The sequence below is a fragment of the Nonomuraea sp. NPDC050540 genome (genome assembly GCF_044457485.1).
Taxonomy (GTDB): Bacteria; Actinomycetota; Actinomycetes; order Streptosporangiales; family Streptosporangiaceae; genus Nonomuraea.
On record NZ_JBITHA010000019.1, the window covers coordinates 1 to 22494 of the forward strand.

Genomic DNA, 22494 nt, shown 5'->3' on the forward strand with positions numbered 1-22494 from the left:
ATCCGCTGCCTCAAACGCTACATCGCCCGCGAGCTCTACCAGATCATCACCAAAAACGATCAAGAATCCGCCGCTTGACATCTATAGGAGCATCCAGCCCGCCCCGCTTTCCACCGGCCCCGGAGGTTCCGGCCGGGCCGCGGAAAATTCGTGAGGAATCTTGGGCCCGTCATGTCGAGAACGCCGCTTCGGCTTCTACGTCCCGGATGAGAACACAACCTCACAACAGGAGGAAGTCAGATGGAGGCTCTCATCGGCGGCGGCGCGTTCTTCGAGGGTGCGCGCTGGCACGAGGGGCGGCTGTGGGTGTCGGACTTCTGGCGGCGCCACGTCCTGGCGGTCTCGATGGACGGCACCGCGGAAGTGGTGGCCGAGGTCCCGGGGTCACCGTCCGGGCTGGGCCGGCTGCCCGACGGAAGCCTGCTGGTCGCCTCAATGATGGACCGCAAGGTGCTCAGGATCGCCGACGGTAGGACGAGCGTGCACGCCGACCTGTCCGCACTGACCGAACTGCCGGTGAACGACCTGGTCACGGACCCGTCCGGCCGCGCCTACGCGGGGGCGTGCGATTTCGGCGGGGCGCCGACCGCCCTGTACCGGGTGGACCCGGACGGCGGCGTGCACGAGGCGGCCGCCGGCATGGCCTTCCCGAACGGCCCGGCCATCACCCCGGACGGCCGCACCCTCATCATCGCCGAGTCCTACGCCAACCGGCTGACCGCCTTCGACCTCGCCCCCGACGGCGCTCTGGTGAACCGCCGCGTCTGGGCGGACCTGGGCTCCGCCAACCCCGACGGCATCGCGCTGGACAGCGAGGGCGCGGTCTGGGTGGCCGACGCGGGCGGCAACCGGGCGATCCGGGTGCGGGAGGGCGGCGAGATCGTCCAGGAGATCAGCACCGGGGACGTGGGCGTCTTCGCCTGCGCCCTCGGCGGCCCGGACGGCCACACCCTCTTTCTGTGCACCGCCCCCACCTACGACCCGGAGGAGGCCGCCCGCATCCTGAAAGCCGAGATCCGCACCATCCGGGTGGCCGTCCCCGCCTGACCCCCGCCGGAAGGCCCGCGCACAGGGCGCGGGTGGTGATGGCTCGGGGGTCGTTGATCGGGTACGGCAGGCGCGCCGCCGTACCCGCTAGACGTCGCGGCGCAGGCGCTTCACGTCGGAGCGGGCCTTCTTGGAGGCCAGGCGGCGCTCGACCGAGCCCCGGGTGGGCTTGGTCGCGCGGCGGCGCTTGGGCGGCGGTGCGATGGCCTCGCGCAGCCGCTGGGCCAGGCGCTGGACGGCGGCCTCACGGTTGCGCAGCTGGGAGCGGTACTCCGAGGCGGCGATGGTGATCAGCGGCCCGCCCAGCCGGGCCAGCGCGCGCTCCTTCAGGGCGGGCGGCAGCGCGGTCGTGGCGGAGACGTCGAAGAGGAGTTCCACGCGGCTGTCGGTGGTGTTCACGCCCTGGCCGCCCGGCCCCGACGAGCGGGAGAAACGCCAGACGAGCTCGGCGTCCGGGATGACGACCGAGTCGTTGACGACCAGCGGGGCGGGCATGGGAGATCTCCTTTGGTGAGTGCTCCTCTACGGTATCTGCCCGGTATGTGCGGCCAGCAACGGATTTTCCGGATGTGCCGAACAGGGCGCGCGTGTGACTATGAGGGGAACGCTCTGCGGGAGAGGCGGATTCCATGGACGACCTTGCCGTGCGCATAGGCCTGACGGTGGTGCTGGCCGTGATCTCGGCGACGGCGTTCCTGCTCCTGCGCTGCCAGGGCAAGGGCCGGCCTTTCGGACCGGAGGGACGCTGGCTGGCGGTGTCCATCATTATGCTGACCGGGCTGGTCTCGGCGGGGGTCGCCCTCCTGTTCGGCGCGATGCTCAACGACAACCTCGCCACCCTGCTCGGCGCGGTGGCGCCCAGCGGGTTATGGCTCAGCCAGGTACGCGCCCACGAGGAGGGCCGCCGCTCGCTGGCGAAGGAGGCGGCGACGTTCTGGCTGGTCTCGCTGCTGGCCAGACTCGACCAGGCGATGGCCGAGGACCAGCGCGCCTGGTGCGAGCGACGGATCGACGACGAGTGGAGCGTGTACGAGCTCAGCATGGCCGCCAACCGCTACCACGAGCGCATCGGCGAACGCCTGACCCCCGACGAACGGCGCCGCGAACGCATCCACGCCCGCCTGGACGCCATCGACAGAAAACTCGACGTGGCCGCCCTGATCGAGGACGGCGCCCCGCGCTCCAAGGTCGTCACCGCCCTGGGCGGCTCCCGCCACACCCGCCTGGCCCGCTACGACCGCTACCTCAACGACCTGACCCGCCTGCGCGGCATCCTGCGCCACGACGCGGAGAGCGAACTGCTGCGCCTGCTGTCGTCGGCCTATCGCAGCGGTTACCGTTCGCTACCCCTCTACACTCCGCCCTCACGTCTTGCCGCCGCCGGGCCCGTGCGCCCGCATCCCTAGCGGGAACCGGCTGCCGCGCGGGAGCCTGAGGTGACACCATGGCCGCATCTCCCAGAGGAGGCGGGATGGATCCGGTCACCTTGGTTGTGACGGCGCTGGCCGCAGGCGCGGCGCTGGGGCTGAAGGACACCGCGTCGGCGGCGGTCAAGGACGCGTACGAGGCGTTGAAGGGGCTGGCCAAACGGCGGCTCGACGGCCGTCCCGACGGTGAGCTGGCGCTGGATCGCCACGAACAGGCACCCGACACCTGGCGCAATCCCCTGCTGGCCGAGCTGGCCGCCGCCGGCGCCGAGGGCGACGGCGAACTGGTCACGGCGGCGCGGGCGCTGATGGAACTGGCCGACGCCGCGGGGTCGCGGGCGGGCAAGTACACGGTCGACGTGCGCGGCGCCCAAGGCGTGCAGGTGGGTGACAACAACCAGCAGGCCAACGTGTTCCACGCCCCGCTCGGCCGGTGACGGGTGGACGCGCGCGCCGCCCAGGGCGTCCAGATCGGCGACGGGAACCAGCAGTTCAACACGTTCATGATGGCGCCGGGGGCCGCGGACGCGCCGCCGTTCACGGCGCCCGGCCTGCCGCGCCACTTCGTGCCACGGCCCAGGGAGCTCGAAGGCGTCGTCGGGCGCCTGCTCGGCGGGGCCGTCGTGGTCGTGCACGGCGGCGGCGGGTTCGGCAAGTCGACGCTGGCGGCCGCCGCCTGCCACGACGACCGCGTCCGCGCCGCCTTCCGCGACGGCATCCTGTGGCTGCGCTTCGGCCAGGCCACCACACGCGAGGGCGCGGTCGCGCTGCTGCACGACCAGATCCGGCTCCTGGCCCCGCACACCCACGCGGCCAACGACCTCGGCGCCGCCTCCGCCCAGCTTCGCTCCCTGCTCGCCGGCCGCGCCGCCCTGCTCGTGCTGGACGACGTCTGGTCCGCGGGCCTGCTGCCGTACTTCCTCTTCACCGGTACGCCCTGCCTGGTCACCACGCGGCTGGACGCGGTCCTGGGCAGGGCGGGCGGGCGGCCGGTGCCCGTCGGGGAGCTCACCGCGGAGCAGGCCGCCGAGCTCCTCATGAGGTGGCAGCCGGAGCCGCCGGACGCCGTGGCCGCCGCCCTGCTGACCGCCCTGGCCGGGCGGCTGGGGGAGTGGCCGCTCATGCTCGAACTCGTCGGCGCAGAACTGCGCTCGCTCGTGGCGGCCGGCCGTACGACGGCAGAGGCGGTGGCGCACGTGGAGCGTCGCCTCGCGCTCGACGTCGGCTACCTCGACCGCCACAGCGACGAGGACCGCAACGCGGCGATCTCGTCGTCGCTGGACGCGAGCGTGTCGCTGCTCAGGCCGGAGCACCGGGCCCGCTTCGCCGAGCTCGCCGTCTTCCCGGCGGGCGCGGACGTCCCGTTCGGCACGATCTGGCGGCTGTGGCGGGCGACGGCGGGCTACGACGCGCTGGCCGCCGAGGACGCGGTGGAGGAGATGTACCGGCTGGCCCTGTTCACCCGCTACGACGTCAGGCGCCGCCTGCTGCGGCTGCACGACGTCGTCCAGCGGCTGATCGTGGGCAGGGCCGGCGACCTGGACCTCCTGCACCGCCGCCTCCTGGAGTCGTGGGGCGACCCGCGCCACCCGCCCGACGCGTACGCCTGGACCTTCCTCATCCACCACCTGCACCAGCTCGGCAAGGACGAGGAGATCAGGCGGCTGCTGTCCGACTTCGACTGGGTGTACCGCAGGCTCCAGGCGACACCGGCGGCCGGGCTCATCGCCGACTTCGCCGAGCGCTGCCCGGATCGCGACGGCGAGTTCGTCACCGCCGCGCTGCGCATGGCGGGGCCGGCGCTGTCGGACCCGGCGCAACTGGCCGCCCAGCTCGTGGGACGGCTCGCCGGCGTGCCGCCGGGCCTGCCGATGGTCGAGCGGCTGCTGGAGGAGGCCCGCCGCTACGAGTCCGCGCCGTCGCTGCTGCCCGAGCGGGTTCACCTCCTGCCCGCCGACCGTGGCGTGCACACCAGGGTGCACGTGGGCTCGCCGATCCTGTCCGCGGCGCTCAGCGAGGACGGCGCGTACCTGCTGACCGGGCAGAACGACGGCACGATCGGCGTCTGGGACTGGCGCCGCCACGAGCGCGTCTCCGTCCTGGACTGCGGGGTCGGGCAGCCGTGGTCGCTGGCCGTCCAGGGTGAGCTGGTGGCCGTCGGCGGCGCCCACGGCTCGCGGTCCGAGCAGGCGCCGCGGGCGCCCGTCCAGGTCTGGAACTGGCGCACCGGTGAGCACGTCCGCGACCTCGGCGGTGATCTTCCGGACGTCGGCGAGGGCTACTGCACGCACGTGTGCGGGACGCTGGCCGCCGTCACGAACGGGGAGATGAACAACCGGATCGAGCTCCTGGACTGGATCCGGCACACGCGCCTGACGCTCGACGCCGACACCGGATCCACCGGCAACAGTCCCGACGAGGTCTTCCTGGCTCCGCCGTACCTGCTGCACCACTCCAGGTCGTCGCGCCACACCCACGTCTACGACCTGCGCCGGCAGGAGTGGCTCGGGGGCACGAACGGGCAGGTCGGCATCCGCACGATCCCGTTCGTGGTGGGCGAGGCGGTGTGCCTGGCGGCGCGCTGGACGGACGTGCCCGACGTGCCGGGGCTGCTCTTCCGGCGGAGGGCGGAGGCCGCGCGGCAGGGCGGTCAGCCGCGGTCGGCCGACGCGGTGTGCGACATCTGGGGCTATGCGGCGACGGTCTCGGCGGTCGCCCGCGACGGGGCCCGCACGCTCGTCGGCGGCCACGTCGTGGACGTCTACGACCGGCTCGACCAGCCCCCCGTCGGCTGTCTCGAAGGCCACTCCGAGCTCATCACGAGCATCCACCCGGCGGGCGACGCGCTGCTCACGACCTCTCACGACGGCACGATCAGGATCTGGGACCGGCGGCGCCCGCAGGCGCCGCCCGCGGGCGGGCGCTTCCATCAGCCCCCGATCTCGGCGCTCGAAAGGGAAGGCGAGTCCGTCTTCGCCGGGACGCTGTCGGGCACGATCGAGGAGTGGGACTGGCGCACGGCCACGCTGCGCGCGAGCGCCTCGGCCGGTACGGCGGTGCGCGTCCTCGCCGCCAACGACCGGTGGCTCGTCCACAGCACCTTCGACCATCCGAAGCGCAGCGAGTTCACCGTCCGCGACCGGCGCCGGTGGACCGATCCGGCGGCGTCGGCGCCCGTGCGCGCCGGCGGGTCGGCGCGCGCGGCCATCCTGGAGGCGCACCAGGCCGTGGTGGGCGCGCGGCTGTGCGGCGACTCCTGCGCCGTGGTCGTGCGGCCCTACTACACCCCGGACAACTCCCTCGGCGGCGGTCCGTTCACCGGCAACTGGATCTGCGTGGCCGACCTGGCCACCGACACGGTCGAACTCGTCGTGGGCGAGTGGGTCTCCGCCGTCGACCTGTCCGCCGACCTGGTCGTCGCGGGCACGGCCGGGGGCGAGGTCAACCTCTGGACCAGGAGCGGCGCCCCCGTGTGGAAGTTCCCCGCGCACGAGGGCCTCGTGCTCGACCTGCGCGTCTGCGGGGAGTGGCTGTTCACCTGCGGCGTCGACCGCATGGTCAGGAGCTGGCAGCTGCGCACGGGTATCGCGCGCCGCGCGTTCGGCCCCTTCGCGGGCCCGGTGACCGGGCTGCACGTGCGCGGCCGGCTGCTGGTCACGGCGGCCGAGGACCAGTGCGTCACGGTCTTCGACCGCTACGACGGGCGCGAGCTGGCCCGCTTCGACGACGACGTCGCGGTGACCAGGGCGGTGGCGCTGGGGGATGACCTGGCCACGTTCGCGGCCGGCGGGATGTCGGGCTTCCTGCACGTGCTGCGGGCCAACGGGCCGCTGCGCGCGGTGTTCGGGGCGAGCCCCGGAACGGGTGCCTAGGTGTGCCGGTCCTCGGCGTCGGAGAGGGTGAAGTCGAGGCGGGCGCCGAGGGCCGTGACGACGGCGCCGAGCGTGCGCAGGGTGAGGTTCTCGTCGCCCGAGAGGATCTGGCTGACGCGGCCCGCCGACACGCCCATGGAGGCGGCCAGGTCAGCGCGAGTGATCTTGTGTTCGCGCATGTACCAGGTGATCTCGTCCACGACTTCCTGCGCGAACGGCGACGTTTCCTCGCGTCTGCTGGCCATCTCCGGCTCACTCTCTGCTGACTGACTCCACTTTAGCTCTACCTAAACCTTTAGGCAAGCCTAAAGGTGGTCAATCCAACTGCAAGTCGGATATGCCACGATCTTGCCGACATCAACGGGGCCAAGTGGGGAGGCGCTGTGACGGCGATCGTCGGCGTGCACGGGATCGGCAAGTACAAGTACTACCTGGAGGCCGGCAACGACGTCGCCCGCGCGGCGACGGCGATGCGCGCCAAGTGGGACCGCTACCTCCACGCGTCGCTCGGGGGCGAGACGCGCGCGTACTTCGCCGAGGTCGCCTACTTCGCGCATCTGCTCAACGACCCGCGCCCGCCCGGAGTTCGCGAGGCCGAGGCGATGCGGGTGCGCGAGCAGATGGTGCTGGCCGCCTGGGCCAAGGAGCTCGGCGTCGGCGAGCACCTCACCGGGGCGCTCAAGACGTTCGCCGGCTGGCTCCTGGACCGGCTCGACGGGCGGGCGGCGGCCTTCGCCAAGCTGTTCTGCCCCGAGGTGGCCACCTACCTGGCCGACGCGGGCCGCCGCGAGGAGGTCCGCGGGCTGGTGGCCGCGTCGCTGCGCCGCCACCGCCCGAAGGTGGTGATCGCCCACTCGCTCGGCAGCGTGGTCACCTACGAGACGCTCTGGGCCAACCCGGACATCGAGGTGGACCTGCTCATCACGCTCGGCAGCCCGCTCGGCATGCGCAACGTGATCTTCGAGAAGCTGCTGCCCGCCCCGATCGACGGCCGCGGCGAGCGCCCCCGCGGCGTCGGGCGCTGGGTGAACATCGCCGACAAGGACGACATCGCCGCCATCCCTCCCGAGCTGCGCGAGAGCTTCGCCGGCGTCGACGAGGAGCAGCTGGTCAACCTCGACTGGATCGACTTCCACACCGCGGGCAAGTACCTCGGATGCGGCGCGCTCAACCCGTACCTGCGACCCTATCTGGCATGACCTGGATAGTTTTCGACTACGGCGAAGTCCTTTCCCTGCCGCAGCCCGCGGCCGACGTCGCGGCCATGGTGCGCGCCGCGGGCGCCGAGCCCGCCGCGTTCGAGCGCGGGTACTGGGCGCACCGGCTGGAATTCGACCGGGGCGCGCTGAGCGATGAGCAGTACTGGTCGAAGGTGCTCGGGCGCGAGGTCCCGCGCGGGGAGGTGTCGCGGCTGGTCGCGCTCGACGTGGTCAGCTGGACACACCCGCACGACGGTACGGTGGCCGTCCTGCGCGAACTCCTCGACCGGGGCCAGGACGTGGCGCTGCTGTCCAATGCCCCGGTCTCCATGGCCGACGGCGTGGACCGGCTGCCGTGGATCGCCGGGATCGGCCCCCGCTTCTACAGTGGCCGCCTCGGCCTGGTGAAACCCGACCGGGAGATCTTCGAGCTGATGGCCCGCGAGCTGGACGCCCCACCGCGGGAGATCGTCTTCATCGACGACCGGCAGCTGAACGTGGCGGGCGCCGCGCGGGCGGGCCTGACCGGCCTGCACTTCCGCGATCCCGAGACCCTGCGGCAGGAGCTCGGCGCGCTGCTGAGCTGACACCCGGCCGCCTTCTGGATCCCCAATAAATGTGGGCGGTTTGTCGGGGTTGGTGATCTATGGTGACCGGCATGGACGTGGAGAGCCTGCTCGGTGAGGCGTACGGCATGCCGTACGGCGAGGCCAGGACCGTCGTGACCGAGCGCGCGCTGCGTGCGGCGCAGGCGGCCCGTGACCCCGGGCTGGTGGTGCTGACCCGCTTCGAACTCACCGCCGCCTACCAGCTCGGCGGCGAGCCGGCCAAGTCGTTCGCGGTCTTCTCGCGCAACCTGGCCGACTACGACCGCGACCCCTCGCTGTTCGGCGAGCGCCGGCTGTGGCGGCTGCTGTGGCAGTACAAGTGGATCGTCGGCAGCCTGCGCAGGTTCCCGGAGATCCCGCTGCGCCGCGCCCTGGACGGCCTGGACGACATGGAGCGGCGCTACCGCGAGGCCGGCGAGGGCCTGCAGGCCGTGTACGCCCGCCGCTGCCACGTCGCCCAGCACCTCGGCGACCGGGCCGCCGCCGAGGAGTGGTTCCACCGGTGGCGTACCGCGCCGCGCGACGAGCTGTCCGACTGCGCCGCCTGCGACGTGCGCGGGGTGATCGCCTACCTGTCCTGGACGGGCCGGGACGAGGAGGCCATCGTGGCGGCGGCGCCGGTCCTGTCCGGGGCCATGACGTGCAGTTCCCAGCCGCAGGGCATCCTGGAGGCGCTGCTGCTGCCGTACGTGCGCACGGGCCGGCTGGAGGAGGCCGCATCGGCGCACCGGCGGGCGTACCGGATCGTTCAGGGGCGGCTGTCCGACCTCGACGACATGGGCACGCACCTGCGGTTCCTGGCCCTGACCGGCAACGAGAGCCGCGGCCTTGAGATCCTCCAGCGCGAGCTGCACCTGCTGGAGCGGCCGCCCTCGCCCAGCGCCGCCCGCGCCTTCATGACCGGGGCGGCCGTGCTGCTGCGCCGCCTGGAAGAGCTCGGGCACGGCGGCACACCGGTACGGCGCGGCGGCGCCGACGTCCCGGTCGCCGGGCTGCGGGCCGAGATGGAGGCGGGCGCACGCGGCGTCGCGGCGGCCTTCGACGCCCGCAACGGCACCGGCGAACACATGCGCGACCTGGAGGAGGTGCTGGCGGCGGCGCCGTACCTCACGCGACTGGTGCTCGCGCCCGCGGCCGGGGAGAGCGACCCCGCCAGGCTGCTCGCCCGCGCGGGAAGGCTGCGCGGCGACGGCGAGGACGCCGAGGCGGCGGCGCTGTTCGAGCGCGCGGCGAGCCTGTACCGGCGGGCGGGCGACCGGGCGGGGGAGGCGCGGGCCATGCTCGCCTACGCCAAGTCCGTGTACTACGCCGCCGACGAGGAGGAGGAGATCCGCGCCGCCTACGCGCGGGCCCGCCCCGTCGTCGAGGCGGCGCAGGAGGAGTCGCCGCAGGATCTCGCCGAACTGGCCTACGACGAGGCGGTCGCGCTCGACTGGCTGGAGCTCCACGAGGACGCCCTGCGCGCCTGCCGCGAGGCCGTCGCCCGCTACACCGCGCTGGGAATCACCCACGACGGGGCGATTTCCCTGCTTGAGGTGCTTGAGCATGACTGACGCTGTTCATCTGCCCTTGACTCCAGGGTCACGACCGGGTCAGCGGAGCCGGACATATCTGGAATCGTGGACCGCAGATCCTTCCTCGCAGCGGCAGCCGCCACCCTCGTGCTCCCCGCCCCCGTCACCTCCTCCTCCCGGACCCTCGCCCGCGACCCCTTCACGCTCGGGGTCGCCTCGGGAGATCCCTCGGCCGACGGCTTCGTGCTCTGGACCCGCCTCGCGCTCGACCCGCTCGGCGCCAACGGGCGCGGCGCCATGCCCTCCCGCGACGTCGAGGTGGACTGGCAGTTGTCCGCCGACGAGCGCTTCGGCACCATCCTCCGATCCGGTACGGCCACCGCCCGCTGGAAGGACGCCCACAGCGTCCACGTGGAGCTGGACGGCCTGGAGCCGGGCAGGGAGTACTTCTACCGCTTCCGCGCCGAAGGTCGCCTCTCGCCCACCGGCCGCACCAGGACGGCCCCGTCCGGCGCCACCCAGCCGCTGGCCTTCGCCGTGGCCGCCTGCGCCCACTACGAGCACGGCTTCTACACCGCCTACCGCCGCCTGGCCGAGCAGGAGCCCGACCTGGTGCTCTTCCTGGGCGACTACCTCTACGAGTACGGCCCCTCGGGCTACACCGCCCTGGCCGGCCGGGTGCGTACGCACACGCCGGGCAAGTGCGCCACGCTGGCCGACTACCGGCTGCGGCACGCCCAGTACAAGAGCGACGCCGACCTGCAGCGCGCCCACGCCGTCGCGCCCTGGCTGGTCTCCTTCGACGACCACGAACTGGAGAACAACTGGGCCGGCCCCGTCTCCAGCACCGGCGCCCCCGCCTTCGCCCACCGGCGCGCCAGTGCCTTCCGCGCCTACTACGAGAACATGCCGTTGCGCCGGGCCAGCCTGCAGGGCGCCGTCCTGCGGGTCAACCGCCGCGTCTCCTGGGGCACGCTGGCCCGCTTCCACCTGCTCGACACCCGCCAGTTCCGCGACGACCAGGCCTGCCTGGACGGCGTGCGGGCCGGGTGCGACGAGCGCCTGTCCGAGCGGCGCACGCTGCTGGGCGGCGACCAGTGGCGCTGGCTGTCGGACGGCCTGCGCGCCTCCACGACCCAGTGGAACCTGCTCGGCCAGCAGATCCTCATGATGCAGCGCGACTACAAGCGCGGCCCCGGCCGGGAGGTCAACCTCGACGCCTGGGACGGCTACGCCGCCGAGCGCGCCCGCCTGCTGGAACTGATGTCCACCACGTCCAACCCGGTCGTCCTGACCGGCGACGCCCACATGCACCACGCCGCGTCGCTGAAGCTGAACTTCGACGACCCCGACAGCCCGGTCATCGCGCCCGAGCTGGTCGCCTCCTCGATCGCCAGCGACGGCGACGGCTACCGCGACAAGGTGTGGATCGAGGAGGGGCTGGCGGAGAACCCGCACATCTCCTACATCGACCAGCGGCGCGGCTACATCATGGCCCGCCTGACCTCCACGGAGCTGTCGGCGGAGTTCCGCACGCTGGAGTACATCTCCCGCAGGGGCGCCCCGGCCAGGACCACCCACCGCGTCACGGTCCCGACCTCCGCGCCCTGACCTCTGACGGAGCCGGCCGGGTCAGCCGAAGGCGTAGCCGTACAGGCCGGAGCCGGCGCCCAGCTTGGTGGCCTTGTTCGCCCGCAGGCCCGGGTGCGCCCCCGGGCGGCGGGCGCCGGGCAGCAGGGTCAGGACGCCGTCGCCGGGGGCCGCCACCACCAGGCCGTAGATCGGGCGGGAACGGCCCAGCAGCCTGTAGCGCGGGGTCGAGGCCAGAGCGGTCATCGCGGCGCCGAAGTCGCGGCCCTTGCCCTTGATCAGCAGGTCGCCGTGGCGGGTGAGGCCGCCGGAGCGGGTTCCGGCCAGCACCTGGACCGCGCGCTCGCCGGGCACGCCGATGGCCAGTTCCGCGTCGCCGTCGCCGTTGAAGTCGCCCGCGGCCAGCGACGCGCCGAAGCGGTCGTAGTAGCGGGGCTCGCCGTTCAGGACCCGCTGCGTCCACGCCTCGCTGCGCGTGGTCCGCAGCCCCGAGCGCGAGCCGTAGATCACGTGGACCATCCCGTCGCCGTAATCCATGGCGCGCTGGTTGGCGCTCAGCCCCTCGCCGGGCGCGCCGATCGCCAGGTCCGCGCGGCCGTCGGCGTTGAAGTCGCCGGTGGTCAGCGAGGCGCCGAACGCGTCCCACTTCTCCGAGGAACCCTTGATGCCGCGGCTGTCCTGGGTGATCTGGACCGCGTGCCGGCGTACCGGGTCGAGGACCGTGGCCGAGCCCTGCCCGTCCGTGGTCACGCTGTCGGCGGGCGCGCCCACGACGAGCTCGGCGCGGCCGTCGCCGTCGAAGTCGCCGGTGGTCAGCGCCGCGCCCCACTGGTCGGTGACGCGCCCCTGCTGGCCGACCCAGCGGGTCTGCTGGGTGATCTGGTACGGCTTGCGCTTCTTGAGGAAGTGCACGACCACACCGCCTCCCGCCCCGAGGCCGGGGGCGCCGACGGCCAGCTCGTCGTCGCCGTCGCCGTCGAGATCGCCGGCGGCCAGCGCGGCGCCGTACCTGTCGCCACGCGGCCTGCCCAGGGCCAGCTGCCGCCAGGCGACCAGGCCGCGCGGGCCGCCGCGGTACACCTGCACGACCCCGTCGCCGTCGGCGCCTGGCCGGGCCGTACCGGTGAACTCCTCCGACACCCCGACCGCGAGGTCGGCGCAGCGGTCGCCGTCGAAGTCGCCCACGGCCAGCGCGGAGCCGAAGGAGTCGCCGGTCTCCGCGCCGTCCTGGCGCAGCGTCGCCTTGCGGCCGGAGCCGTAGAGGACGTTCACGGATCCGGCCCTGGAGCCGGTGTACGGCGCCGCCACCGCGAGGTCGGCGCGGCCGTCGTCGTCGAAGTCGGCGAGCCGCCCGCCGCACCCGGCGGAGGCGCCCGCGGAGGCGGGGGAGAGCAGGGGCACGACCAGGCAGGCGGCCAGCAAAGCGTTCATGTCTCCAGTCATGTCCGCACCGGCCGAACCCGGCATGAACACGGCAGGAACGTGCCACGATAGGCGGGTGAGCATCGACCTCGCGGATCTGGACTTCTGGCGCAGACCCCTCAAAGAACGGCACGAAGCCTTCGCCCGGCTCCGCCAGCTCGACCGGCCGGTGTTCTTCCCGGAGAAGAAGATCCCCTTCTTACGCTCCGGCGCCGGCTTCCACGCCCTGGTCCGCCACGCCGACGTCGTGGAGGCCAGCCGCAACGCCAAGGTGTTCTCCAGCGAGCCCGCGGTCACGAACCCGGAGCCGCCCGGCTGGGTCAAGCACGTGTTCGGCGAGTCCATGGTCAACCTGGACGATCCCCGGCACGCCCGGCTGCGCCGTATCGTCACCCGCTCCTTCAGCCCCCGCATGCTGGGCAACCTCCAGAACGACATCGACGCCGCCTGTACGCGCATCGTCGACGACGTCGTGGCCCAGGGCCCCGGCGACTTCGTCGGCCAGGTGGCGGCCCGCCTGCCCATCCACGTCATCTGCGACATGATGGGCATCCCGCAGCAGTACCGGGCCAAGGTCCACGAGCACGTCGACGTCTCCACCGCCTACACCGGCGTGCGCCCGAGCCTGCTGCGCAGCGTCGCGCTGGCCGGGCAGAACATGCTGGCCCTGCTCGCCCTGCAGCGCCTGGTCATCAAGCTCGGCCACGAGCGCCAGCGCGAGCCCACGGGCGACCTGGTCTCGCTGCTCGTCAACGCCAACCCCGACGGCGAGCGGCTGACCGACAAGGAGCTCGGTTCGTTCTTCGCCCTGTTGCTGGTCGCCGGCAACGAGACCGCCCGCAACACGATGGCCCACGGCATCAAGCTTCTCACCGACCACCCCGCCCAGCGCGAGCTGCTGCTCGGCGACTTCGACGCCCACATCGGCGGCGCGATCGAGGAGATGGTCCGGCACGTCTCGCCGATCATCCAGTTCCGCCGCACGGTGACGGAGGACTACGAGCTGCGCGGCCTGCACCTGAAGAAGGGCGACAAGGTGGTGCTCTTCTACGGCTCCGCCAACCGCGACGAGAGCGTCTTCCCCGACCCGGACGCCTTCGACATCACCCGCGACACCAAGCCGCACGTGGGCTTCGGTGGCCCGGGGCCGCACTTCTGCCTCGGCGCCAACCTGGCCAGGCAGGAGATGCGCTCCATGTTCCGCGAGCTGTTCACCCGGCTGCCGGAGATCAGGACGGTGGGCGAGCCCGAGCTCCTGCTGTCGAACTTCGACAACAGCGTCCGCACGCAGCGCTTCACAAGCTAACAATTCGGCTTATGTCACCTCGGGGAACTAGGGTGACTCGGCGTGGAGAACGCCTTTCAAGTTGACCTGCGCGGTGTCGTCGATCTCCTGAGCCGGCACCTGTATTCCAGCCCGCGCGTCTACGTGCGCGAGCTGCTGCAGAACGCCGCCGACGCGATCACGGCCCGCCGTACCGGTGACCCCGACGCCCCCGCGGCGGTGACGATCGAGGTCGGCGACGGCCGGATCGAGGTCAGCGACAGCGGCGTCGGGCTCACCGAGGACGAGGTGCACCTCCTGCTGGCCACCATCGGCCGCTCCTCCAAGCGCGACGAGCTCGGCTTCGCCCGCCACGAGTTCCTCGGCCAGTTCGGCATCGGGCTGCTGTCCGGCTTCCTCGTGGCCGACGAGATCCGCGTGGAGACCCGGTCCGTCACCGGCGCGCCCACGGTCGTGTGGACCGGCCGCTCCGACGGCCGCTACAGCGTCGAAGCCGCTCAGGCCGAACGCGCCGAGCCGGGCACCACCGTCACCCTGGCCGTGCGCGCCGACGCCGCCGACTGGGTCACCGAGCGCACCGTCACCGAACTGGCCGAGCTCTACGGCTCGCTGCTGCCGATCGACGTCACCGTCAACGGCCGCCCCACCACCGTCGGCGGCCCGCCCTGGCAGGCCCGCCACGAAGGACCGGAAGACCGGCGCGCCGCCCTCATCGCCTACGGGCGCGACCTGTTCGGCTTCACCCCGTTCGACGTGCTCGACCTGAACGTCCCGGAAGCCGGGCTGAGCGGCGCCGCGTTCATCCTGCCCAGCCAGGCCAACCCCGCCGTCAAGGGCGCCCACCGCGTCTACCTCAAGCGCATGCTCCTCACCGAGCACGCCGAAGGGCTGCTGCCCGGCTGGGCGTTCTTCGCCCGCTGCGTCGTCGACGCCGGCGAACTGCGCCCCACCGCCTCCCGCGAGGCGCTCTACGAGGACGACCTGCTGGAGCACGTACGCGAGCAGCTCGGCGCCCAGCTGCGCGCCTGGCTGGTACGGCTGGCCGAGACCAACCCGGACGGCCTGCGCGCCTTCCTGCGCCTGCACCACCTCGGCGTCAAGGCCCTGGCCCTGCACGACGACGACATGCTCCGCCTGGTCGACCGCTGGCTCGAGTACGAGACCAGCTCAGGACCCATGACCCTCGCCCAGTTCCGCGCCCTGCACCCGCGCGGCCGCTACACCGCGAGCGTCGACGAGTTCCGCCAGCTCGCCGGCGTCTCCGGCGCCCAGGGCGTCGGACTGCTCAACGGCGGCTACGTCTACGACGGCGACATCCTGCGCGGCCTGTCCCGCATCGACCCCGAGGCCCGCCTCGAACCGCTCGACCCCGCCGAGCTGGCCACCCAGCTCGCTCCGGTCGACCCGGCCGCCGAGCTGGCCGCCCGCCCCTTCCTCAACGCCGCCGCCCGCGCGCTCGACCCGCTGGGCTGCGAGGTCGTGCTGCGCGACTTCGACCCCGCCTCGCTGTCGGCCCTGTACCTGACCAGCCGCGCCGCCGAGCACCACGCCCAGCTGCGCGAGGCCAAGGACGCCAGCGACGAGCTGTGGGCCGACGTGCTCGGCGCGATGGAGCGCTCGCTGGCCGCCGACCGGCCCCGTCTCGTGCTCAACCACCGCAACCCGCTCGTCCGCAAGGTGCTGTCGCTCAGCGACATGAACCTCGCCGGAACCGCCGTCGAAGCCCTCTACGGCATGGCGCTCCTGCACGGCCACCACCCGCTGCGCCCGGCCGACAGCGCCGCACTCAACCGCTCCTTCCTCGGACTCCTTGATTGGGCCACTTCGTGATCGACATCGACGACCTCATCGACGAAGCCTCCGACCTGCCCTACGGCGAGGCCAGGACCCTGCTCCTGGAGCAGGCGCTGCGCCACGCCGAGTCGGGCGGCGACCGCGAACAGATCCTCGCGGTGCGGATGGAGCTCACCGAGGCCTACCAGTTCGGCTCGGAACCGGCCAAGTCGTTCGCCACCTTCTCCCGCTGCGTGGCCGACTTCGACGCCGACCCCGAACTGTTCGACGACTGGCAGACGCACACGCTGCTGTGGCAGTACAAGTGGATCGTCGACTCCATGCGCGACTTCCCGCAGGTCCCGCTCGGCCGCGCGCACGACGCGCTGGCCGAGATGGAGCGCCGCTACCGCGAGGCGGGCGCCGGGCTGCACGCCGTGCACGCCCAGCGCTGCATGGTCGCCGGGCACGTCGGCGACCGGGCCGCCGCCGAGGAGCACTTCCACCACTGGACCATCACGCCGCGCGACGAGATGTCCGACTGCGAGGGCTGCGACCCCGACGGCAAGATCATGCATCTGGCCGCGCTCGGCCGCGACGAGGAAGCGGTCGCGCTCGCCGCCCCGGTCGTCGCCGGGCACCTGACCTGCGAGAACCAGCCGCAGAGCATCCTCAGCTGCCTCCTGCTGCCCTACGTCAGGACGGGCCGGTACGCCGAAGCCGCCCAGGCCCACCTCAAGGCGTACCGGCTGATCCAGGCCCTTCCCCACTACACCAGCAACCTCGACCTCCACCTGGAGTTTCTGGCCCGCACCGGCAACGAGAACCGCGGGCTCGAGATCCTGCAGCGCGAGCTGCCGCGGCTGGAGGAGCGGGCCTCGCCGCACACGCTCATGAGCTTCCTGGGCGCGGCCGGGCTGCTGCTGCGCCGCCTGGAGGAGCTCGGCCACGGCGACCTCGCCGTCGCCGTGGGCGGCGCCGAGACGTCGGTCGCCGCGCTGCGGGCCGAGGTGACCGGGCGGGCGCGCGAGCTCGCCGCCGCCTTCGACACCCGCAACGGCACCCGGGAGCAGAGCGCCAGGATCGAGGCCTGTCTGACGGCGGAACCGCTGGTCGACCACCTTCCCCTGGTGCCCCACGCGCGCCGGGTCACCCTGTCCGGTACGGCGCCGCGCGAGGGCGAGGGCGAGGCGCCCGCGGCGGAGACCCTCCCCTCGATCAAGGTGCCCGGCGGCGACCAGGCCGTGGCCGAGCTCACCCGGCTGGCCCAGGAGCACGCCGAGGCCGGACGCCGCCAGGAGGCCCTCGACCTGCTCGCCGGCACGCGCGACGGCTCACTGCTGTTCCTGCGCGCCCGCCTGGAAGAGCCCGTCACGGCCGCCCGCACCCTGCGGGCCGCCCGCGTGGCCCTGCGCGCCGAAGGCGACCTCGCCCTGCTGGCCACCGCCGCCCTGACCCACGGCGAACTCCTGCGCCACCTGGCCACGACCCCCCAGGACGCCGAGCTGGACACCACCCCGGACGAGCTGCCGGAGGAGCCGGGCTCGCTGGAGGAACTGCTGGCCGCCTACGGCGAGGCCGCCGCGGTGAGCAGGGACCCGGAGCAGAGGGCCGTCGCCCACGCGGTGCGCGGCGAGGTGCTGGTCGCGGTCGATCGGCCCGAGGAGGCGGCCGAGGACCTGATCGAGGCGGTGGCCCTGTTCACCGCGCTGGGCGGCACCGCCAACGCCGCGCTGGCCCGCGTCGACCTGGCCGCCGCGTACCTGTCCACGGACCGGGTGGTCGAGGCCGCCATCGCCGCCGAGGAGGCGCTCGGCCTCCTGGAACCCGGCGACTACGACAACCGCGTCAACGCCCAGTGGACCAGGGCGCACGCCCGCCGCATGCTCGGCGAACGGGAGGCGGCGCTGGCCGACTTCACCGAGCTGGCCGGGCTCTACGCCGAGCCGATCCGCGCCGCCCGCGCCTGGGAGGCCGCCGGCATGCTGCTGGGCGAGCTCGACCGGGACGAGGAGTCGTCCGGCGCGTTCTCCCAGGCCGTCCAGAACTACGTGGACGCCGGCGCCCGCGAGGAGGCCGGCACCGCGATGCGCAAGCAGCTGTCCGCCCTGTACTGGGCCGACCAGGCCAAGGCCGCGCTGGAGGCGGTGGCGCCGGTCAGGGACTTCCTGCGTACGCTCGACGGCGAGCAGGCGGCGTTCGAGCTGGCGGCGCTCGACTACGACGAGGCCAGGATGCTGCTCTCGCTCGACCGCCACGCGGAGGCGGCGATCCGCGCCCGCGAGGCGGTCGCCGCCTTCACCGCCCTCGACCTGGCCGACCTCGCGGAAGCCGCCGCCGACCTCCTCGAGCACCTCGAACAGCCGGATCAGGACTGAACGCTCTCGTCCTCCTCGTCGGGGGCGAGCACGTTCCGCCGGATCGTGACCACGGTGATCAGCGCGGCCACCAGCATCATCCCCGCGCTGATCAGCATCGCCGTCTCGAAGCCCGCGTCGAACACCGCGGGCTTCTTGAAGGCGTCGCCCACCAGCCCCACCACCGGCGGGATGGCGGCCACGGCGAACAGGCTGCCGGTCCTGGCCACCGCGTTGTTGACGCCGCTGGCCGTACCGGCGTAGCGCTCCTCCGCGCTGGCCAGGACGGTGGCGGTGAGCGGGGCGACCACCGCGGACAGGCCCAGGCCGAAGAGCGTGACCGACGGCATGACCTGCAGCCAGTACGAGGAGCCTTCGCCGATCGTGCCCATCCAGAGGAACGCCGCACCGGCCACCAGGATGCCGATCGTCATGGGCCAGCGCGGCCCGGCCCGCTTGGCCAGCTCGCCCGCCCGTGACGACAGCAGCAGCATGAGGATCGTCACCGGCAGCATGGCCGAGCCCGCCGCGATCGGGCCGAACCCGGACACCACCTGCAACTGCACCACCAGCAGGAAGAAGACGACGCCCATGGCCGCGTACACGATGAACGTGACCACGTTGATCGCGGTGAACACGTGGTCGCGGAAGATCCCGACCGGTACGAGCGCGTCGGGCGAACGCCGTACCTGCACCCAGACGAACGCGGCGCCCAGCAGGAGTCCGGCGATGAGCGGGACGGGGGTGCCCGTCTCGATGAGGCCGTAGGTGATGCCGGCCAGCGCGAGCGCGGCGAGCGCGGCGCCGAGCACGTCGAAGCGGCCCGTGGCCTGCTCGTCGCGCGTCTCGGGCACGTGCCTGATCGTCACCCACACCACGAGCGCGGCGAACGGCAGGTTGATGAGGAACGCCCACCGCCAGCCGGCCGACTGCACCAGCCAGCCGCCGAGCAGCGGGCCGATCGCGCTGGCCACGCCGCCGAGCCCGGACCAGGCGCCCACCGCGCGCGGACGTTCGCCGCGCACGAACGACGCCTGGATGATCGCCAGGGAGCCCGGTGTGAGCAACGCGCCGCCGATGCCCTGCAGGGCGCGGGCGGCGATGAGCATTTCGATGTTCTGCGCCGCCCCGCACAACGCGGAGGCGATCGCGAACCAGACGGTTCCGATGAGGAAGACCTTGCGCCTGCCGTAGCGGTCGCCGAGCGAGCCGCCGAGCAGGATGAGACCGGCCAGCGTGAGCGTGTAGGCGTTCACCGTCCACTGCAGCCCGGCCATTCCGGCCTTCAACTCCTCGCCCAGAGCCGGCAGCGCGACGTTGACCACGGTGCTGTCGAGCATGGCAAGTCCCGAGCCCAGCACGGTCGCCGCGAGGATCCACCGCCCCTGTGCGGATTTAAGAGTGATGTGGCCGTTGTCCATGGGGCAATCCTGTCACCGGGCTCCGCGAACGCTCGGCCGCCCCCGGGTTCCGCGTCAGCCCTGGCCGAGCGCGCGCAGGACGAAGCCGGAGACCAGCTTCTCCGCCTCCTCCGGCGTCAGCGTGCCGCTGATCAGGGGAACCCGCTCGGCCCCGATCACCGCGAGGATCATCCGCGCGGTCGCCTCCACGTCGGTGACCTGGAAGGCCCCGCTCTCCAGGATCTCGACGAGCACCCGCTGCATCGGCGCCACGTGCTCGGCCAGCTGCTGGTAGGCGTCGGGGCCGAGGGTGGCGCTCAGGTCGGCGGCGCCGGGATGCGGGTGCGCCAGCAGCCCGGCCAGCTGCAGGCGGATGAACGCGCGCAGCCGGTCGGCGGGGGAGGCGTCCGCGGGCAGGTCACGCTCGTAGCTGTCGAGAAAGTACTGGGTGACCCGCTCGGTGAAGGCCAGCAGCAGCGCGGCCTTGTCCGGGTAGTAGTTGTAGAGCACCGTGCGGGTGATGCCGGCCTCGCCGGCGACGTCGGTCATCGAGATGGCGTCGATCCCCTGCACGCGCGACAGCCGCGAGACCGCCTGCAGGATGCGGTCCTGCGTCTGGGCGCGGTGCTCACCTATGGTCGCGGCGCTGATCCGGGGCATAACCTCATGTTAGGCGTACGGCGCCGCCTAAGCCGCTGCCTTGACCGTGTGAAGGAGTTCGGCCAGCACCTCGGTGTTGAGCTGGTAGGCCAGTTTGACCTCGCGGATCACCCGCCGCTGCTCGCGATCGTCGAGGTCGAGCGCGTCGAGGCGGGTCCGGTACTCGTTCTTGAACCGGGGCAGGCTGCCCACCTGGTCGAAGATGTAGAAGTCGACGCCGCCGCCCTTGGCGTAGCCGTAGATCTTCTGCAGCTCCATGCGGATGAACTGGCCGCCGGACAGGTCGCCCATGTACCGGGTGTAGTGGTGGGCGATGTAGCCGCAGGGCCAGTCGGCGACCTGGTTGATCCTGGCCACGAGGGTGCGGGTGGCCTTGGAGGGGGCGATCCGGTCGCGCCAGGCGGGGCCGTAGACGGTGTGGAGGTCGCGCTCCAGGGCTTCCTGGCGGTAGAGCTCGGGGAAGACGAAGCGGCCGGCGACCGGGTCCCCGGCCAGGGCCTTGGACGCGCCGTCGAGGGCCAGGTAGGCGAAGTAGTGCTGGGCGATCATCTCGCCGTACTCCTCCGCGCTCAGGCGGCCGCCCATGAGCTCCTTGAGGTAGCTCTCGTCCTCGGCCGACTCGTGGTCGGCCCAGGTGGCGGTCTTCAGGATCTCGGAGAACGACGTCACGGCTCACCCCGTACTGGACTGGTGTTTCACGACACAGTGTCACAAAGCGTGGGGCGGCCGTCAAGCTGACACGATGTCATCAACCTTTGGGGAACCCTGTTCGGAGCGCGTAACCGCGAAGATCACTCCTGAGCGTGGAGGAGGGCGCGTGGGTCCCGCGTGTGCTTGCCGGGGGTTCGGGGGAGCGTCTCGTGTGCGGGCGGTGGTTACTGGGGTGGGCGGGTGTAGCGGTGTTTGGTTCCGGGTGGGAAGTAAGTCGGGTCGGCGGTTTCGCGTAGGCGGATTATGGGGGTTTGGTGGGGTTGGGGGACGTAGGCGGTGAACTCGCTGTTCAGGCGGTTCAGCTGGGTGCGGATCGAGGTGGCGGCCAATCTGGACAGGGAGGGGGTGGGTGGGGTGCCGGGGGAGAGTTCTATGGTGATGATCAAGTGGCGGTTTCTCGTCTTGTCCTCTTCCACTTCCATCACGAATTTTCCGGTGACCGAGCCGGCGATCTCCGGTTGTTCCAGGCCGATGGCGATGTTCTCCGGGTAGATGTTGGCGCCGTAGTACGACACGGTGAAGTGGCTGCGGCCGAACACGTACGCGAACGGGTGCTCAGGGCCTCGGGCCGACGGAGTGAGGCCGTGGGACCGGGCGAAGGCGAGCATGCCGGCGTACGGGATGAGGCCGCCTTCGTCGGCGATGTGGTAGCGGATCAGCGGGATGCCGTTGTCGCCGGTGAACACCAGCGTGCCCGCGTGCTCCTCGAAGTAGCGCACGGACGGGTCGTACTGGACCAGCGTGGGCAGCCGGGACTCCCCGAACAGGCGCCTGGCCAGGTCGGGACGGCCTGACAGGAAGCGGCGCAGTTCGATGGAGAGCGGGGTCTCGTTGCCGAGGACGCCCGCGTCGGCGGTGCCGTACAGGCTGGCGGTGGAGGTGACGGGGTCGGCGATGCCGGCGCGCTCGCACACCAGCGTGCGCCACTCCTCGCTGAAGACCTCGCCCGCGGTGACCAGCTTGAGGTGGTACGCGGGCCAGCCGGACCCGGCGTCGATCACGTCCTTCAGGAACGGCGGGTAGCCGAGCAGGACGATCTGGTCGAAGTGCGGCGCCAGCGGCGGGATCACCCGCAGGATCTCGCGTTTGTCGCTGCCGGGCGCGATCGTGGTGACGCGGTGGCCGCGCTCGGCCAGGTGGCGCACGCAGTTGAGCGTGAACAGCCCGCCCACCCAGGTGCCGAGGGCGAAGCAGACGACGGCGAGCGTACGGCGGGAGCGGGTCTCGAAGGCGTCGAACACCTCCTCGAAGCGGTCGGCGATGACCCGCTCGTCGGCGACGGAGCGGGGCCAGAAGGACGGTTCGCCGGTCGAGCCGGAGGAGACGGCGATCATGTCGCCGATCACGCCGCGCCTGCACAGGTCGGGCAGGGGGTAGCGGCGCGTGTAGGTGTCCTTGGTGGTCAGCGGGAGGTCGTGGAACGGCGTGGCGCGGGGGTCGGCGCCGTGCGCGGCGAGGAAGGCGCGGTAGGCGGGCACGCTGTCCGCCACGTCGTGGAAGAGCTGGACCGGATCCACGGTGCGACTGTACGCCACGCCGGACTTGCGGCGCAGCCGTCACAGAAAAACGAAAGTTTTCATCGAAGGATTGCAAGCGCGGAAATGCCCCGGTAACGTCCCGGGCAATCCT

The 22494-nt window shown here is 72.3% G+C and carries 18 protein-coding genes; 11 read left to right on the plus strand and 7 right to left on the minus strand.

The annotated features are described in order from the left end of the window. Positions 1-240 precede the first annotated feature (240 nt). Complete coding sequence (locus ACIBI5_RS43685; RefSeq protein WP_397256114.1) at positions 241-1047, plus strand: SMP-30/gluconolactonase/LRE family protein; 807 nt, start codon at positions 241-243, stop codon at positions 1045-1047. 87 nt (positions 1048-1134) lie between these two features. Here ACIBI5_RS43685 and arfB read toward each other — a convergent pair whose 3' ends face one another. Then, entirely contained in the window at positions 1135-1542 is a 408-nt protein-coding gene (gene arfB / locus ACIBI5_RS43690) for an alternative ribosome rescue aminoacyl-tRNA hydrolase ArfB (protein WP_397256115.1), read from the minus strand. Between the two features lie 134 nt (positions 1543-1676). On the opposite strand from arfB, the gene ACIBI5_RS43695 reads away from it, so the two are divergent. The 3 genes from ACIBI5_RS43695 to ACIBI5_RS43705 all read left to right on the plus strand — a co-directional run bounded on the left by ACIBI5_RS43695 (position 1677) and on the right by ACIBI5_RS43705 (position 6346). Continuing rightward, positions 1677-2453 carry a hypothetical protein gene (locus ACIBI5_RS43695; protein WP_397256117.1) on the plus strand — a complete coding sequence of 259 codons (777 nt, stop codon included), beginning with the start codon at positions 1677-1679 and terminating at the stop codon, positions 2451-2453. 65 nt (positions 2454-2518) lie between these two features. Then, positions 2519-2911 carry a hypothetical protein gene (locus ACIBI5_RS43700; protein WP_397256119.1) on the plus strand — a complete coding sequence of 131 codons (393 nt, stop codon included), beginning with the start codon at positions 2519-2521 and terminating at the stop codon, positions 2909-2911. Positions 2912-2914: 3 nt separating this feature from the next. Next, entirely contained in the window at positions 2915-6346 is a 3432-nt protein-coding gene (locus ACIBI5_RS43705; protein ID WP_397256121.1) for an NB-ARC domain-containing protein, read from the plus strand. Here the strand turns inward: ACIBI5_RS43705 and ACIBI5_RS43710 are convergent. Next, positions 6343-6591: a helix-turn-helix domain-containing protein gene (locus ACIBI5_RS43710; RefSeq protein ID WP_397256122.1), complete on the minus strand. Its 249-nt coding sequence runs from the start codon at positions 6589-6591 to the stop codon at positions 6343-6345. The two genes, ACIBI5_RS43705 and ACIBI5_RS43710, sit on opposite strands and share 4 nt — an antisense overlap. A 138-nt stretch (positions 6592-6729) precedes the next feature. Between ACIBI5_RS43710 and ACIBI5_RS43715 the strand changes: the two genes are divergently transcribed. The 4 genes from ACIBI5_RS43715 (at position 6730) to ACIBI5_RS43730 (ending at position 11278) form a co-directional block, all read left to right on the plus strand. Beyond that, positions 6730-7545, plus strand: a complete 816-nt coding sequence (locus tag ACIBI5_RS43715) for a hypothetical protein (RefSeq protein ID WP_397256124.1) — start codon at positions 6730-6732, stop codon at positions 7543-7545. Continuing rightward, on the plus strand, positions 7542-8132 hold the full coding sequence (locus ACIBI5_RS43720) for an HAD family hydrolase (RefSeq protein WP_397256126.1): 591 nt from the start codon (positions 7542-7544) through the stop codon (positions 8130-8132). The genes ACIBI5_RS43715 and ACIBI5_RS43720 overlap by 4 nt, the downstream gene beginning before the upstream one ends. A 71-nt stretch (positions 8133-8203) precedes the next feature. Continuing rightward, a complete protein-coding gene (locus ACIBI5_RS43725; RefSeq protein ID WP_397256127.1) occupies positions 8204-9706 on the plus strand; it encodes a hypothetical protein in 1503 nt (500 codons plus the stop codon). 66 nt (positions 9707-9772) lie between these two features. Further along, entirely contained in the window at positions 9773-11278 is a 1506-nt protein-coding gene (locus tag ACIBI5_RS43730) for an alkaline phosphatase D family protein (RefSeq protein WP_397256129.1), read from the plus strand. A 21-nt stretch (positions 11279-11299) separates the two neighbouring features. Here ACIBI5_RS43730 and ACIBI5_RS43735 read toward each other — a convergent pair whose 3' ends face one another. After that, entirely contained in the window at positions 11300-12688 is a 1389-nt protein-coding gene (locus tag ACIBI5_RS43735) for an FG-GAP and VCBS repeat-containing protein (RefSeq protein WP_397256131.1), read from the minus strand. A gap of 67 nt (positions 12689-12755) precedes the next feature. Between ACIBI5_RS43735 and ACIBI5_RS43740 the strand changes: the two genes are divergently transcribed. From ACIBI5_RS43740 to ACIBI5_RS43750, 3 genes are read left to right on the plus strand one after another with little or no spacing between them, the layout of a single operon-like run. Then, a complete protein-coding gene (locus ACIBI5_RS43740; protein ID WP_397256133.1) occupies positions 12756-13985 on the plus strand; it encodes a cytochrome P450 in 1230 nt (409 codons plus the stop codon). A 42-nt stretch (positions 13986-14027) separates the two neighbouring features. After that, positions 14028-15794 carry an HSP90 family protein gene (locus ACIBI5_RS43745; protein ID WP_397256135.1) on the plus strand — a complete coding sequence of 589 codons (1767 nt, stop codon included), beginning with the start codon at positions 14028-14030 and terminating at the stop codon, positions 15792-15794. Further along, on the plus strand, positions 15791-18115 hold the full coding sequence (locus ACIBI5_RS43750) for a hypothetical protein (RefSeq protein WP_397256137.1): 2325 nt from the start codon (positions 15791-15793) through the stop codon (positions 18113-18115). The genes ACIBI5_RS43745 and ACIBI5_RS43750 overlap by 4 nt, the downstream gene beginning before the upstream one ends. Here the strand turns inward: ACIBI5_RS43750 and ACIBI5_RS43755 are convergent. The 4 genes from ACIBI5_RS43755 to ACIBI5_RS43770 all read right to left on the minus strand — a co-directional run bounded on the left by ACIBI5_RS43755 (position 18106) and on the right by ACIBI5_RS43770 (position 22382). Then, positions 18106-19515, minus strand: coding sequence for an MFS transporter (locus ACIBI5_RS43755; protein WP_397256139.1), 1410 nt, complete (start codon positions 19513-19515; stop codon positions 18106-18108). The genes ACIBI5_RS43750 and ACIBI5_RS43755 overlap by 10 nt on opposite strands. A gap of 54 nt (positions 19516-19569) precedes the next feature. Beyond that, positions 19570-20154: a TetR/AcrR family transcriptional regulator gene (locus tag ACIBI5_RS43760; RefSeq protein WP_397256140.1), complete on the minus strand. Its 585-nt coding sequence runs from the start codon at positions 20152-20154 to the stop codon at positions 19570-19572. 27 nt (positions 20155-20181) lie between these two features. Then, the gene (locus ACIBI5_RS43765) at positions 20182-20823 is read right to left on the minus strand and encodes a heme oxygenase (biliverdin-producing) (protein WP_397256142.1); all 642 of its coding nucleotides are present in this window, start codon (positions 20821-20823) and stop codon (positions 20182-20184) included. 206 nt (positions 20824-21029) lie between these two features. After that, positions 21030-22382, minus strand: coding sequence for a phenylacetate--CoA ligase family protein (locus ACIBI5_RS43770; protein ID WP_397256143.1), 1353 nt, complete (start codon positions 22380-22382; stop codon positions 21030-21032). Positions 22383-22494: the final 112 nt, after the last annotated feature.